This window comes from Dialister sp., assembly GCF_051885895.1.
Classification (GTDB): Bacteria; Bacillota; Negativicutes; order Veillonellales; family Dialisteraceae; genus Dialister.
In genome coordinates this window covers 1-14083 of sequence record NZ_JBJEXP010000027.1, presented here as the reverse complement: position 1 = coordinate 14083, position 14083 = coordinate 1, and the positions used below count along the sequence as shown (strand labels likewise).

Below are 14083 nucleotides of genomic sequence, written 5' to 3'. Positions count from 1 at the left end.
GTGACAGCCGGCTTCAGGGGACGGAAGGTCAGGGGCCCGTCTTCGGAAAGATGGATGATTTCATCAATGCACAGCACATAGCCCAGTCCTTCTTCCGCCATGAGAGATGCATTGAAGAGCAGGTTGTAAGTGCCGATAATGGAAAGCTCCTTCATGTCCCTGCGGAACCAGTGATTGAATTCTCCATTGTCCAAAGACTGCTTGGAGATGATGAGGGGCGCATGGAGAAGGTCTTCTCTGGAAATAAAGGCATGGACGGCCAGGGGAGAGTCCTTTTTCATGAGGATGCCCCAGGTGTCTTTATGGTTGAGCTTGATATAGGCATAGCGGCGGAGATGGGGAGGATTGCACAGAAGCCCGAAGTCCAGGATGCCCTTGTCCAGAAGGTCGCTGACTTTTTCTGCATTACCGCTGTATACATGAAGACGAAGATCCGGAGATGCAGCCAGCATCCTGCGGAATGCCCGGGCAAGGGGGCGTACGCCTTCCGTTTCTGCAGCGCCTATGTAAATGTCACCGGACAGAGAAGCGGTAGGGGCAAGAAATTCCGCTTTGGTTTTGTCGCTGAGGGTAATGATTTCCTCGGCCCGCCTCCGAAGGCGGCGGCCGCTGTCAGTGAGGGTGGTTCTCTTTTTTCCGCGGTTGAAAAGGGAGGTGCCCAGTTCTTCTTCCAGTTCATGGAGCTGCCTCGAAAGAGCAGGCTGGGTAATATGCAGTTCTTCGGCGGCTCTTGTGATATTTTCCTGCCGGGCAGTTTCCAGAAAGTATTTCAGTACTCGGATTTCCATAGTCATTCCTCCTTCAGAAAAGTGCTTCTTTATGTATTTTATCATGCTTTGCGCTTATGCAAAGCCATAAATTATAACAATTTTCAATCTTTTAAGAACCCTGCTAAGATACATACAGCTGAGGAAACAAAGATTCATTTACCGGATTGAATTTCATGGGTGTTTTGGTCCCATGCATTAGTGTAAGTCCTTTTGATCGGCAGAGTCTATGCGTTAGCAGGATGTCTGCACTGCACTAAAATCAAGAGATGAAATTTGATATCTGTTGAATCAACGCTTTTTTACGGAGAGAGCCGGACAGGTTCCGGTTATGGTTGAAGCTTGAGGAGGTTCTATGATGAAAAGATGGAAAAAAGCAGCCGCTCTTTTGGCTGTATCCTGTTTTATGGCTATAGGGGGAGGGCTGGTATCCAGAGCCTGGGCTTATGATGCCCGGGAGCTGGCACCCTTGGTTTCTATGAAGTCAGCGTCGATTTCCGATTTAACCAAGGAGGAAGACACCCGGGTATTCAAGGTGGATCCTTCCATTGAAGTCAAGAATGTACGTTTTCAGAACCGTTTCGGCATTGAAGTGGCTGGCCACATGTACCTGCCGGCACAGTTTGATAAAAGCAGGCAGTACAAGGCAGTGGTGCTGAGCGGACCTTTCGGTGCGGTGAAGGAACAGTCTTCCGGCCTTTATGCCCAGGAAATGGCAAAACACGGCTATGTGGCAGTGGCTTTTGATCCCTCCTTTACCGGAGAAAGCGGCGGCTCTGTCAGAAATATGGGCTCCCCGGAAGTGTATACGGAAGACTTCAGCGCCGCTGTGGATTTTGTGGGCTCCCTGAAGTTTGTGGACCGCAGTAAAATCGGGGTCATCGGTATCTGCGGACTGTCCGGCCCGGCAGTGACGGCAGCGGTCAATGATACCCGGGTGAAGGCGGTGGCGGTATCGGCTATGTACAATATGTCCGAAAGCATCCGTGACCATTACCAGGGCATGTATTACACGCCGGAAGAACGGGAAAAGGTGAAGAATTACCTGGGAGACCTGCGCTGGAAAGAAGCGGAAACGGGTACGCCCATTCCTGCAAACCATGAGGTGGCTTTGGACAGCAGGGGAAATCCCCGTTATGACGGCCAGGGACTGCCTGATGCCATTGACAGCCATACAGATCCTGTCACTGCCGAATTTTTCCATTATTACAAGGAACGGGCCTATCATCCCCGCTCCATTAATTCCACCACCGCTTTTGATGCCAGGACACCCTATGGATTCTTTGAATTTCCTCTGACAGAGCATGTGGCTGAGCTGTCACCCCGTCCCCTTCTCATTATTACAGGGGATAAGGCACATTCCCGCTATTTCTCGGAAGAGCTTTACCGGGCTGCCGGGGAGCCGAAGGAAATGATCGTTGTTCCCGGCGCCACCCATACAGATCTTTACGATCAGATGGATAAGATTCCCTTCGACCGGCTGGAAGCTTTCTTTGACCGGGCGCTGGAAGGAGGTCGAGCATGAAGCCATCAGTCATGGCGGCAGCTCTTGCCTTTGCAGCAGCCCTGTCTGTCGGAGGCAGTGCCCTGGCAGATACCACCCATTGGGATGAAGCGGGATGGAAAAACGGATTGACAGAATGTGTAAAGGCTCCGGTACATACGGAAGACCGCTGGGTAATGAACGGAAATGACCGGATTTATGGAAAACTCTTTATCCCGGAAACAGGTGCCGGCAAAAAGCCGCTGGTTATTTTCTCCCATGAACTGGGCTGTACCCATGAGACCGGAGAAATCTATGCCAAAGCCCTTTCGGAACGAGGCGTCCTGGTATATACCTTTGACTACCGGGGCGGCGGCCTGAAAAGCCGGAGCAGCGGAACGACCAGGGATATGTCGGTACTGACGGAGGTGTCGGATCTGGAAAAGGTGCTGAAAACAGCGGAAAACTGGCCGGAAGTGGACAGGAACCATATCGTCATCATCGGCGCCAGCCAGGGAGGTCTTGTGGCGTCCCTGACTGCCGGGCGTCATGCATCGGAGCTGGAAGGGCTGGTGCTCATCTATCCGGCATTTGTTATCCACGATGAACTGCACAAGCATTATGAATCGCTGTCGGAGGTGCCGGCAGAAGTGAACTATAACGGATGGATTCCTGTGGGAAAGAAATATGTGGAAGATGCCTGGAATCTGGATCCTTACGAAGGCACACCGGGCTTTCATAAACCGGTGCTCATCCTGCAGGGGGATGAAGACCGGGATGTACCGCCCTACTATGCCTATGAGGCAGCCAGACGGTATCCGGATGCCCGGCTGAAAATCCTGCATGGCACAGGCCACATGTTTCCTGAAGAAAAAGCAAAGACAGCAGCGGTGAAGGATGTTGTCCGTTTCCTGGATGATCTTCATTTCCTGCCACAGATATAAAGTAAAGAAAGAAGGATATCTATGTTAAAAAAATTGATCATTCCGGCTGCTCTGGGTGCAGCCCTGGCATTTGGCGGCCTCACAGCTTTTGCTGCTGATACATCCTACGAACGTCCCTATACGGCTGCTCAGCCGGACAGGACACTGGCAGCAGGAGATTCCTCCCGCGGCGCGGATAATTTTTATCAGAGCAGGGATGTGACTGCCAGAAAGGTTTTCTTTGATAACCTTTATGACATGAAAGTGGCGGGCAATCTGTATCTGCCGAAAACCATCAAGGCGGGAGAAAAGCTGCCGGCTGTCATTGTAGGCCATCCCATGGGAGCGGTTAAGGAACAGAGTGCTTCCATGTATGCCCAGAAAATGGCGGAAAAGGGATTTGTAACACTGGCTATTGACCTTTCCTACTGGGGCGAAAGCGGCGGCACGCCGAGAAACAGCGTGAATCCCGATACCTATGCGGAAGATTTCAGTGCCGCTGTGGACTATCTTGGCACCAGGGATTTTGTAGACCGTGAAAAGATCGGCGTAATCGGTATCTGCGGCAGCGGCAGCTTTGCCATCAGCGCAGCCAAAATTGATCCCCGGATCAAGGCCATTGCCACAGTGAGCATGTATGATATGGGCAGTGCCAACAGGAACGGCCTGAAGCGCAGCCTGTCTCTGGATGAACGAAAAGCTATTCTCAAGAAAGCGGCTGAACAGCGGTATAAGGAATTTGAAGGCGGAAACAGGGAATACACCAGCGGCACTACCCATGAACTGACGAAGGATACAGATCCGGTGCAGCGGGAATTCTATGATTTCTACCGTACACAGAGAGGCTCTTACACCACACCCGGTGAAGATCCTGCTCATACCACCCATCCTACCCTGACCAGCAATGTCAAGTTCATGAATTTCTATCCTTTTGAGGATATTGATACCATTTCCCCAAGACCTCTGCTTTTCATTGCGGGATCAGAAGCCCATTCCCTGGAATTTTCGGAAGATGCTTACCGCCGAGCCAGGGAACCAAAAGAACTGTATATCATCCCCGGCGCCGGTCATGTGGATCTCTATGACCGTACGGATCTCATCCCCTTTGATAAGCTGACCTCTTTCTTCCGTCAGTGGCTGGGATGAGGTGTCTTTTATGAGTAAAAAGATTCTGGTATGCTGCGCCAGCTTCCGCAAGGGCAGCAATTCAGAAAAACTGGGAGATGCCTTTATCCGGGGAGCCCGGGAAGCGGGTCATGAAGTGCGTAAGCTGAGGCTGGCAGAAAAAACCATCCACTTCTGCCGTGGCTGCCTTTCCTGTCAGCAGACAGGAAAGTGCGTCATTCGGGATGACATGGAGCCGATCCTTGCTCTTCTGAAGGAAGCGGATGTGCTGGCGTTAACTACGCCTATTTATTACTACGAGATGAGCGGACTTCTGAAAACCTTTCTCGATCGCGTCAATCCGCTTTATGTTTCTTCCTATGCTTTCCGTGATGTCTATCTGTTTACTTCCGGGGCAGAAGAAAATATTCATACTTCAGAGCATGCGGAGGCAGGACTCCAGGGCTGGATCGACTGCTTCAGCGATGCCCGCTTCGCAGGAAGTATCTTTGCCGGCGGTGTCACTGACGAAGGGGATATTTCCCATCGGGAGGATGTATTAAAAGAGGCCTATGAAATGGGGAAAACATGTTGAAAAAATTTTGGATCTGCCTGCCGCTTCTTTCTTCTCTTCTCCTGCTGCCGGGCTGCGGCAGTGAGATGCCGGCGGCATCGGCTCCCGTTGAAGCCCGGGAAACAGGACAAGGTGAAATGATGCAGCAGAACAGTACTTCTGTCATGACACTGACAGCAGGAGGACGGCAGTATAAAGCGGTTATGGAAAATAATCCGTCTGTGGCAGCCCTGGCAGGGAAGCTGCCGGTCACTCTTTCCATGAAAGAGCTGAATGGAAATGAAAAATTTTACCGCTTTTCAGAACAGTTTCCTTCCAGAGACAAAGCGGTAGGAGAAATCCATAAAGGGGACATTATGCTCTATGATTCCTCCTACGTAGTCGTTTTCTATAAGGATTTCCCCACTTCCTACCGCTATACCCCGCTGGGACATATAGAGAATCCGGAAGGGCTGGAGGAAGCTCTGGGAAGCGGGAATGTGGATATTCACTGGCAGAAATAGAAAAATATCATCAGCAGGGAGGCATGTATGACAGCTCATGGTTTATTGACAGCGGCACTGGCCATAGGCGTATTTGGAGTTCTGAATACGGAAATGGGAATGATCGGCATGATTCCTTACATACCCGATGCCTATGGTGTATCTCTGGCGGAAGCAGGTCTGCTGGTCAGCCTTTTTGCACTGGCAGTAGCCCTGTCCGGGCCGGTGATGCCGCTGCTGTTCTCCCGGTTTGAAAAGAAGAAAATCATGCTGGCCGTGCTGGCGGTTTTTACGGCCGGAAACGGTATTGCTGCAGCGGCAGACAGTTTTCCCGTTCTTCTGGCAGCCCGCGTTGTTCCCGCCTTCTTCCATCCTCTCTTCTGCGCCTTTGCTTTTTCGGCAGCGGCAGAATCGGTGGAACCCTTCCAGGCGCCGGATGCGGTGGGGAAGGTGATGATCGGAACTTCTTCCGGCATGGTGGTGGGAGTGCCTGTGGCCCATCTTCTGGCAGATACCTTTGGCGTTTCGGCGGCCTTTCTCTTCTTTACCCTGGTGACCGCCCTGGCCTTTGCGGCAGTGCAGCTCTTTGTACCATCCATGCCGCCAAAGGGCAGGATGTCTCTGGGAAGTCAGCTGGCCCTGCTGAAGACACCGCTTCTCTGGAAATCCATAGCCGCAGTTCTGGGCATGAACGGCGCTGTCTTTGGCGTATTCAGCTATATGGCTGGATATCTGACGGATGTGTCACTGTTTTCTCCCGGAGCAGCAGGGCTGATTCTTTTTCTCTTCGGCATTGCCAATATAGAGGGCAGCTATCTGTCCGGCTCTGTGCTTATCCGCTTTGGTGAAAAGGGAGTCGTCCTGTATCCCTTCTTTCTGACCCTGCTTTATATACTGCTCATGCTTTTTGCCAAAGCGCCCGCAGCAGTAGTAATTCTGACAGCCCTCTGGGGTATCATGGGCGGTGTGAATGCCAATATGAACCAGTACTGGATTGCCACCGCCATGCCGGGAGCAGAAAGTTTTGCCAGCGGCCTTTTCCTGACAGCAGCTAATCTGGGTACCATGCTGGGAACCTCTCTCTCCGGATGGCTCATAGCCTCCGCCGGTATGGTATCTGTACCCCTATCGGGAATCTTCTTCGCGCTCCTATCTGCTGTCTTCATTTTTCTTCGGACCGGTGTGCATCTCGTATCCGGCCGTGCGGTTCTCGGTGTGTCACGGAAAGAGGAAACCCTGGAAAAAGGCAGCTCCTGACAGAGTGCTTCCGGCATGATTTTTAAAGCCTCCGTATCTTTTAAGCCCCTGGTACGGAGGCTTTATTATGCTCCGAAGCGGATAAATACACAAAGAAGAGAAAACCTTGAGGTTTAAAGTGAGTGATAAAATGAGAATTCTCTCCTGCCTTATTTTCAGATATTCTGTACATAGAGAGTCAAAGAAATTCATGCCTGCAGAGCATGAGAAATCATTTTTTATAGCTATTAGATATTTAAAAGCGCTCCACGTATAATACAGACAGAAAGGCTGAAGAAATCTGATTCAGCTGATGAATCCGTATTTTCCGTAGAAAAGGAGAAAATGATGAGAAAGTTAAAGATATGTCTGGCGGCAGGGATTCTTCTGACAGTGATTCCCTTCATGATGCATGCCGCAAGGCCGGTCTTCCAGTATGGGCAGGAGCCTGATGGAACCGTGGCAGCCGAACTCCGGGGACAGACTCCTGCAGCAGACACAGGCCTCTTTTTCCTCTCCTGGAAGGAAAATCCCGATGCCGTAGGCTATGAGCTGGAAATTGCAGAAGACGAAGGCGCCTGGGATAAAAATACACCTTCCGAAAAAACGGTATACCGGATTCCCCGGCTTTATGTGCCGGGCACGGTGATTTCCGCATCTTCTCTGCCCCAGGGCGCTGCAGGAAATGAAAAGCTTTACTGGAGAATCCGCCCCTTCGATTTGGACGGAAATCCGCTGGGCAGCTTTTCGGAACCCAGACAGCTGAAGCAGTCTCTGCAGATTGTGGATCGGGATGCGCCCATCCCCCGACCCTACGATGAAAACAGCCAGGGCAGCGCACTCCTCTATCCTGTGTATGCGTATATAGGGATTCCCGGGGCAGACTCCTACGAAGTGGAAGTAACCAGCCGCTATCCGGAAAATCCTGATGATTTCCGGCCTTCCCGCTACCGCGTGTATGCCGGCACCACCACACTCACCGATTTATACGATCCCTCTTCGCGGAAGGGCACCTATTACTGGAGAGTGCGGGGTCTGGACAGGGAAGGCCATCCCGTAGGCATCTGGAGCCTTCCCCAGAAACGGCACCTGGATGACAGTGTCTGGACCACCGGCGTCTTTGGTGACAGCATCAGTCACGGCGGTGGCCGGCTTTCCTTCAGTCCAGCGGACAGGGCTTACAGCTATGAGTCCTACCTGTCCTTCCCGGTGGTCAATCTTTCCCAGAGCGGCGATACCAGTGCCATGATGGTGGATCGGTTTGACAGGGATGTAGTGCCTTTCCATCTGCGCACCCTGCTTATCATGGGCGGCACCAACAGCCTTCGCGCCGGCATTCCGGCAGAGGAAGTCATTCAGGATCTGGAAGCACTGGAAAGAAAGTGCTATGCCCACGGCATAACGCCTGTCTTTCTGACACTTCCGCCCATCAATCCCGCTTCCATTGAAAAAGCGTTCCGGGAGCCTACCGATGATCACTGGCAGGAATCCTTCCGAAAGGTCAATGATTTCATCAGGAGCAGGAAACATATCGATACGGCAGGTCCCTTTAAAGATATGGATGTCATGCCCGCTTCCCTGGCTGTAGACGGTCTCCATGGAGACTGGCAGGTCAAAAAGGAAATGGCTGATGTCATCAATGAGGCCTGGAAGAATGGAACCTGGTAAATTGTGGTTATCCCGTAAGGGAGAATGGGCAAGTGCTGGTAATGTGATGATTGGATCAGCACTTGCCCGGAAATAAAGGAGCAGCTATGGAATTTCGTGTATTGAAATATTTTCTGATGGTGGCCAGGCTGGGGAATATGACCAGAGCCGCAGAAAGCCTTCATATCACCCAGCCTACCCTCTCACGCCAGATAGCGGAACTGGAAGAAGAAACGGGAGTCCGTCTCTTTGACCGGGAAAGCAGACGCCTTATCCTCACGGAAGAAGGCCATCTCCTACGGCGGAGAGCGGAGGAAATGGTGGAGCTCATGGAAAAGACAGAGGAGGAGCTGGCTGCCAGCCATAAAAAACTGGAAGGTACGGTTACCGTAGGCGGCGGAGAGCTTCTGGTGGCATCCCGCTTCGCCTCCCTTATCTATGCATTCCAGAAACAGCATCCTCTGGTGCATTTTCGGTATTTCACCGCTGTTACTGATGAAATCCATGACCGCATGGATCACGGCCTTATTGACGCAGCCATCCTGGTACGGCCCTTTGATACGGAAGCCTATGACTATGTGCCCATAGGACCGGACGCCCGCTGGGGTGTTTATGTGAAAACCGATGATGAGCTGGCGGAAAAGACAAGGGTCTCTCCTGATGATCTGCGGGGCAGATCGATTATTCTTCCGGGAAGAAAGAAGCTGAACGGAGAAATTCTGAGCTGGCTGGGAGATGCTGCAGAGGATATAACCCTGTCCCTTGAAGTCACACTGGGAGCCAATGCGGGACTCTTTGCGGCAGTCACGGGGCTCTGCTCCATTACCACAGAAGGGGCGGTGCCCCTGTATGACAGGAGTAAACTGAAGTTCATTCCCCTGTATCCGGAACGCCGGATACAGACTGCTGCAGCGTGGAAGCGGGATGTGCCCCATACCCCGGCAGTGAATGAATTTATCCGCTTCATAAAAGGGGAGCTGCAGGAATAAACAGACAGAGCAGGGCATGAGCATTACTGTTTTTGGCAGTAAGCAGGTCGTCAGAAAGTGACAGAGAGTCAGCCATGGGAAGACAAAAATCTTTTTTATTACCGGTCTGTGCTGCAGCAGCAGGGGCATCCATATCTGCGGCAGGTGTCATGTCATTCCTTCCTTTGTATATTACAGAGCTCTATGGTTCTGACGGCACAGTCATGCTCTGGGCCGGACTGGCTGCCGGAGCGGCCCCTCTGGCAGCTGCCTTTTTTGGTCCCTTCTGGTCCCTCAAGGCCTGCCGATGGGGGCCGAAGGCGGTGACAGCCATTATTCTGCTGTGCCTTTCGCTGTCGCTGGCAGCGGTTTCACTGGCAGAAAAAGGCTGGCAGATTCTGGCCTTCCGGCTGGTGCAGGGCATGGCGGGGAGCATAGAACCGATATTACTGTCTGCTATTTCCATGTACATCAGGGAGGAATGGATTTCTGAAAAGATGGGATACTTTCAGGCCGCTCTGGTTACCGGTGTGATTCTGGGGCCGCTGGCTGGAGGAGGCCTGGTGGATTATGCAGGAACCCGCCACGGATTTCTCCTTTTATCTCTGATTCCATTTTTCTGTTTTCTGCTGGTCGGACTTCGATTTCCATCCATCCGCTACTCCGGCGGAGCAGGAAGAAATCATTTTACTGCCAGAAATCTTCTTTGTTTTCTGCGGATACCTTCTCTGCGCAGGCTGGCAGGAATCCAGGCTTTATGCAATATGGGCATTACAGCCATGGGACCGGTGCTGCCGCTGTATATCAGAGAAATGGAAGGAGTCAGTGATGGAAATGCAGCAGTCCTTTCGGGATTCGTCCTGTTTCTCTGCGGTATGGGAAGCGCTCTTTCCTCTTTTCTGTCCGGAAAGATTCTTAAACGTTTTACGCCGGCACTGGTGCTGGGGGAAGCAGCCTTTTTCATCTCCCTTACCTTCTGCCTGCAGAGGGAGAGTGACTCTTTTCTTTTCTATCTGGGGTGCTGGGGTCTTACAGGACTGGGCATGGGCATGACCGCTCCTTCGGTGAATACCATGATTGCCAAATCTGTTCCCCATGAAGAACGGTGCCGGGTCTTTGGGGCCTTATCGCCTCTGTTTTCTTTGAGCAACGGAGCCGGTCCTCTGTGCTCCGGTTTTATGACCATGTTTTTCGGATATGAGGGAGCCTTTCTTTTCTCCGCCGGCGCTTTCTGCCTGGCCGGCTGCCTGGCAGTCCGGCTTCAGCATGGTATGGCGGAAAGGAATGGCAGCAGTCCGTGCGGATCTTAAGGAAAATGCCGGCAGAAAAGTGGACTTTCATGCTTTTGAGGCATAAAAATCCATTTAAACCAAGTATTGGATATGAATAGTCCCTGTTTCTATAATGAATATATCCACGATGAATGAATTTACGAAATGGGAAGAAGGAGGAAATGATGAAAGCAAAAATCATACTGGCGCTGTTCCTGCTCCTGATCGGGCTGGGGGATATAAGCGAGCATTACGTGGTCTGTGCGGCAGCAGATGCAGAACTTCTGCCCATTTCTTACACCGATAAAGAAATCGGGAAAGATAAAAAGGCAGATAAGGAACTGCAGCCGATTTCCTATACCGATGAGGAAATCGGAAAAAGCAAAGAAGTCAAGCCTGAGAAGGCGAAACCGGCGGACAGTCATCAGGCAGCCTGCCGGTAATCAATGGTGAAGGAGAATGTATATGAAAGAAAAAATCGGAATTCTGTATTATTCCTTAAGCGGTCATACAAAGAAAGCAGCTGAACAGATCCAGGCTGTTGTGGGCGGTGATCTGATACCGATCAGAACAGCCCGTGCCTATCCTGCCGATTATGAAGAGCTGGTAGAAAAAGGACAGGATGAAGTAGAAAAGGGCTTCATGCCCCGCCTGGCAGAAGTGCCGGATCTATCCTCCTATACCCTGATTTTTGCAGGAAGTCCTACCTGGTGGTACACCATGGCTCCTGCTATGCATACTCTTCTGGCCAAAGCAGAATTTTCCGGAAAGAAAATGGCTTTCTTTACTACCCATGAAGGCTGGCCGGGAAAGGGACCGTCCCATATGGCGGCTCTGGCGGAAAAGAGAGGAGCCGAAACGGAAGGAAAAGGGCTGGCCATCCGCTTTTCCGGCGCCCGGCAGGTGACTTCCTCCGAGGAAATCCGTTCCTGGGCAGCTGACATGGCACATATTTCCTGAAAGGAAGGAGCGGTTTTATGGAATATACCACACTGGGGAATACGGACATCCGGGTTTCCAAAATCTGTTTGGGATGCATGAGCTTCGGAAAAGCAGGCACCATGCACCAGTGGACCCTGGATGAAGAAAAAAGCGGTGAAATCATCCGTCATGCCCTGGAGCTGGGCATCAATTTCTTTGATACGGCCAACTGCTACAGTCAGGGAACCTCAGAGGAATATCTGGGAAAGGCACTGAAAAAATATGCTTCCCGGGACAAGGTGGTCATTGCGTCCAAGGTTTACTTCAATGAAGGCAGGCTGTCGAAAAAGGCAATCATGCGAGAAATCGACGGTACGCTGCAGCGTCTGGGAACAGACTATCTGGATTTGTATATCATTCATCGGTTTGATTATGAAACACCGGTGGAAGAAACCATGGAAGCGCTTCATGAACTGGTGAAGGCGGGGAAAGTGAGAGCCCTGGGAGCCTCTGCCATGTACGGCTATCAGTTTATGAACATGCAGCTGGCTGCTGAAAAGCATGGATGGACTCCTTTTTCCGCCATGGAAAATCATTATAACCTGCTGTACCGGGAGGATGAACGGGAACTGATCCCCATCTGCCGTCAGATGCATGTATCTCTCATGCCTTACAGTCCGCTGGCGGCAGGCCATTTGACCAGACCTCAGTGGAATGCCGATTCCCTGCGCAGCCGTACCGACCGGGTGGCCATGGGAAAATATGACAGAATGGAAAAAGAAGATATGAAAATCGTGGCCCGTGTCCATGAACTGGCAGAAAAATACGGCGTTAAAATGCAGCAGATCGCCATTGCCTGGGAATGGGCCAAAGGCGTGGCATCTCCGATTATCGGCGCGACCAAAGCCCGGTATGTGGATGAAGCTGCAGGCGCTTTGGCCGTTCATCTGTCGGCAGAGGATATAGCATATCTGGAAGAACCTTACGTTCCGCATCCTGTGGTAGGAGCAGTAAGCCATAATCCCGCTCCCGGCGTGGTTCTGCTGGATGTGAAATCATGAAAACAGGAAAAAGGCAGCCTGCCGTTACAAATATCAGTTTATTTTTATAAATGCAGTATTGACTGAAGTCAGCTTTACCTTTCTACAATAAAGAAAAGGTTCTGGAAATATGGATTATAAGAGGAGGTTTACTATGTGGAAGAAAGCAGCTATGGGAATCATGTCTGTTGCCGCTGCGCTGACCCTGAGTGCCTGCGGAGGGGCATCTGCCGGGAATGCAGCAGGAAGTGCAAGTGCTCCTGCAGCACCGGAAGGAAAGTCCATTGTGGTGTATTATTCAGCCACCGGCAATACAAAGCGGGCAGCTGAAACCATTGCCAAGGAAAGCGGCAGTGATCTTTATGCCATTACGCCGAAGGTCCCCTATACCGAAGCGGATCTGGACTACAATAACAGCAGCAGCCGTGTTTCCAGGGAACATAAGGACAGCTCCATCCGCCCGGAATACACGGGAGATGTGGAGAACTGGAATGATTACAAGGTGGTGTACCTGGGCTATCCTATCTGGTGGGGCGAAGCTCCGGCCATCGTATACACCTTTACGGAGCATCACAATTTTGACGGCAAGACGGTGATTCCTTTTGCCACGTCCTACAGCAGTCCTCTGGGAGACAGCGGGGATAACCTGGCCCGGGCGGCAAAGACCGGAACCTGGCTTCCGGGAGAATGCTTTACCGGCGGCGGCAAGACCGATGATGTACTGAACTGGATTCATTCTATTAAAAAGTAAAAAAGATAGGAAAGGTGAGTTATCAATGAACGCAGAAGAAATTAAGAAATCTTTGGAAGGGAAAGGCGCAGTTATGGAAGTGGGCAGCCCCAACGACGGTTTTGCCAAATATTTCACCGGTAAAAGCTGGCTGATCAACCTGTCGAAAGACAAGGATATTCCCGTGTACAATGTAACCTTTGAAAACGGAGCCCATACCCACTGGCACATTCATCACGGCACCAGCCAGGTGCTTATTGTAGAGTCCGGCAAAGGATATCTGCAGTATGAAGGTAAGGAACCCCAGGTTCTTCATCCCGGCGAAGTCGTTACCATTCCGCCGGAAGTCAAACATTGGCACGGTGCTGCTCCGGGATGCAATTTCCAGCACATTTCTCTCTCCAAGGAAGGAGAAGGTGTATCCAACGAATGGCTGGAAGCAGTAGACGAAAAGGAATTTGAAAAATTATGACATTGACAAAAAAAGCGCTTCTTACCGCTGCCGCTGTCCTCATGTTTCTGGGAACGGGGGTAGAGGCTTTTGCAGAAGCACCTGAAGGAGACAAACCGATGACGAAGAAAATCGTACAGACTGCAGGCAGAGATGTCCTTGGAAAAACAGCTCCGGACTTTGCCCGCTATAATGATGATATTCTTTTTGGAGAAGTATGGAATAAGCAGGACGCTCTTTCTGTGAAGCAGCGCTGCATGATTACGGTAGTTGCCCTGGTGAGCCAGGGGATGACCGACTCTTCCCTGAAATACCATATCCAGAACGCCAAGAATAACGGCGTCACCCTGGAAGAAATGGCTGATACCATTACCCAGACCGCTTTCTACGCCGGCTGGCCCAAAGCCTGGGCCGCATTCCGCATGGTGAAGGAAGTATATGAGGTCAAAGACTGATGATGTGAGGGACATCAAAAAAGAACGGCAG

General features: G+C 51.4%; 16 protein-coding genes. 15 read left to right on the top strand and 1 reads right to left on the bottom strand.

What is annotated here, in order from left to right:
• Positions 1-788: LysR family transcriptional regulator (locus ACI4N7_RS02165; RefSeq protein WP_439731728.1), on the bottom strand; the 788-nt coding region annotated here is incomplete at its 3' end.
• 337 nt (positions 789-1125) lie between these two features.
• Between ACI4N7_RS02165 and ACI4N7_RS02160 the strand changes: the two genes are divergently transcribed.
• The 15 genes from ACI4N7_RS02160 (at position 1126) to ACI4N7_RS02090 (ending at position 14052) form a co-directional block, all read left to right on the top strand.
• Positions 1126-2292, top strand: a complete 1167-nt coding sequence (locus ACI4N7_RS02160) for an alpha/beta hydrolase (protein ID WP_439731727.1) — start codon at positions 1126-1128, stop codon at positions 2290-2292.
• Entirely contained in the window at positions 2289-3194 is a 906-nt protein-coding gene (locus ACI4N7_RS02155) for an alpha/beta hydrolase (RefSeq protein ID WP_439731726.1), read from the top strand. The genes ACI4N7_RS02160 and ACI4N7_RS02155 overlap by 4 nt, the downstream gene beginning before the upstream one ends.
• Before the next feature lie 21 nt (positions 3195-3215).
• Positions 3216-4319: an alpha/beta hydrolase gene (locus ACI4N7_RS02150; RefSeq protein ID WP_439731725.1), complete on the top strand. Its 1104-nt coding sequence runs from the start codon at positions 3216-3218 to the stop codon at positions 4317-4319.
• Between the two features lie 10 nt (positions 4320-4329).
• A complete protein-coding gene (locus ACI4N7_RS02145) occupies positions 4330-4872 on the top strand; it encodes a flavodoxin family protein (protein WP_439731724.1) in 543 nt (180 codons plus the stop codon).
• On the top strand, positions 4866-5354 hold the full coding sequence (locus ACI4N7_RS02140; RefSeq protein ID WP_439731723.1) for a cyclophilin-like fold protein: 489 nt from the start codon (positions 4866-4868) through the stop codon (positions 5352-5354). The genes ACI4N7_RS02145 and ACI4N7_RS02140 overlap by 7 nt, the downstream gene beginning before the upstream one ends.
• A 27-nt stretch (positions 5355-5381) precedes the next feature.
• Positions 5382-6590 (top strand): MFS transporter, encoded by a 1209-nt coding sequence (locus ACI4N7_RS02135; RefSeq protein WP_439731722.1) that lies wholly within the window; start codon positions 5382-5384, stop codon positions 6588-6590.
• 327 nt (positions 6591-6917) lie between these two features.
• The gene (locus ACI4N7_RS02130; RefSeq protein WP_439731721.1) at positions 6918-8237 is read left to right on the top strand and encodes an SGNH/GDSL hydrolase family protein; all 1320 of its coding nucleotides are present in this window, start codon (positions 6918-6920) and stop codon (positions 8235-8237) included.
• Positions 8238-8323: 86 nt separating this feature from the next.
• A complete protein-coding gene (locus ACI4N7_RS02125; RefSeq protein ID WP_439731720.1) occupies positions 8324-9205 on the top strand; it encodes a LysR family transcriptional regulator in 882 nt (293 codons plus the stop codon).
• Positions 9206-9279: 74 nt separating this feature from the next.
• Complete coding sequence (locus ACI4N7_RS02120) at positions 9280-10494, top strand: MFS transporter (protein ID WP_439731719.1); 1215 nt, start codon at positions 9280-9282, stop codon at positions 10492-10494.
• 143 nt (positions 10495-10637) lie between these two features.
• Positions 10638-10898, top strand: a complete 261-nt coding sequence (locus ACI4N7_RS02115) for a hypothetical protein (protein WP_439731718.1) — start codon at positions 10638-10640, stop codon at positions 10896-10898.
• A gap of 22 nt (positions 10899-10920) precedes the next feature.
• Positions 10921-11415, top strand: coding sequence for a flavodoxin family protein (locus ACI4N7_RS02110; protein WP_439731717.1), 495 nt, complete (start codon positions 10921-10923; stop codon positions 11413-11415).
• A 17-nt stretch (positions 11416-11432) separates the two neighbouring features.
• Positions 11433-12437 (top strand): aldo/keto reductase, encoded by a 1005-nt coding sequence (locus ACI4N7_RS02105; protein ID WP_439731716.1) that lies wholly within the window; start codon positions 11433-11435, stop codon positions 12435-12437.
• 133 nt (positions 12438-12570) lie between these two features.
• A complete protein-coding gene (locus ACI4N7_RS02100; protein WP_439731715.1) occupies positions 12571-13167 on the top strand; it encodes a flavodoxin in 597 nt (198 codons plus the stop codon).
• A gap of 25 nt (positions 13168-13192) precedes the next feature.
• Positions 13193-13618 (top strand): cupin domain-containing protein, encoded by a 426-nt coding sequence (locus ACI4N7_RS02095; protein WP_439731714.1) that lies wholly within the window; start codon positions 13193-13195, stop codon positions 13616-13618.
• Positions 13615-14052, top strand: a complete 438-nt coding sequence (locus ACI4N7_RS02090; protein WP_439731713.1) for a carboxymuconolactone decarboxylase family protein — start codon at positions 13615-13617, stop codon at positions 14050-14052. The genes ACI4N7_RS02095 and ACI4N7_RS02090 overlap by 4 nt, the downstream gene beginning before the upstream one ends.
• Positions 14053-14083 lie beyond the last annotated feature (31 nt).

Coding starts and splice junctions, on each gene's coding strand:
- ACI4N7_RS02095 (WP_439731714.1), top strand. CDS start 13,193: ATGAACGCAGAAGAAATTAAGAAATCTTTGGAAGGGAAAGGCGCAGTT.
- ACI4N7_RS02100 (WP_439731715.1), top strand. CDS start 12,571: ATGTGGAAGAAAGCAGCTATGGGAATCATGTCTGTTGCCGCTGCGCTG.
- ACI4N7_RS02115 (WP_439731718.1), top strand. CDS start 10,638: ATGATGAAAGCAAAAATCATACTGGCGCTGTTCCTGCTCCTGATCGGG.
- ACI4N7_RS02140 (WP_439731723.1), top strand. CDS start 4,866: ATGTTGAAAAAATTTTGGATCTGCCTGCCGCTTCTTTCTTCTCTTCTC.
- ACI4N7_RS02160 (WP_439731727.1), top strand. CDS start 1,126: ATGAAAAGATGGAAAAAAGCAGCCGCTCTTTTGGCTGTATCCTGTTTT.
- ACI4N7_RS02110 (WP_439731717.1), top strand. CDS start 10,921: ATGAAAGAAAAAATCGGAATTCTGTATTATTCCTTAAGCGGTCATACA.
- ACI4N7_RS02155 (WP_439731726.1), top strand. CDS start 2,289: ATGAAGCCATCAGTCATGGCGGCAGCTCTTGCCTTTGCAGCAGCCCTG.
- ACI4N7_RS02135 (WP_439731722.1), top strand. CDS start 5,382: ATGACAGCTCATGGTTTATTGACAGCGGCACTGGCCATAGGCGTATTT.
- ACI4N7_RS02125 (WP_439731720.1), top strand. CDS start 8,324: ATGGAATTTCGTGTATTGAAATATTTTCTGATGGTGGCCAGGCTGGGG.
- ACI4N7_RS02145 (WP_439731724.1), top strand. CDS start 4,330: ATGAGTAAAAAGATTCTGGTATGCTGCGCCAGCTTCCGCAAGGGCAGC.
- ACI4N7_RS02105 (WP_439731716.1), top strand. CDS start 11,433: ATGGAATATACCACACTGGGGAATACGGACATCCGGGTTTCCAAAATC.
- ACI4N7_RS02120 (WP_439731719.1), top strand. CDS start 9,280: ATGGGAAGACAAAAATCTTTTTTATTACCGGTCTGTGCTGCAGCAGCA.
- ACI4N7_RS02130 (WP_439731721.1), top strand. CDS start 6,918: ATGAGAAAGTTAAAGATATGTCTGGCGGCAGGGATTCTTCTGACAGTG.
- ACI4N7_RS02090 (WP_439731713.1), top strand. CDS start 13,615: ATGACATTGACAAAAAAAGCGCTTCTTACCGCTGCCGCTGTCCTCATG.
- ACI4N7_RS02150 (WP_439731725.1), top strand. CDS start 3,216: ATGTTAAAAAAATTGATCATTCCGGCTGCTCTGGGTGCAGCCCTGGCA.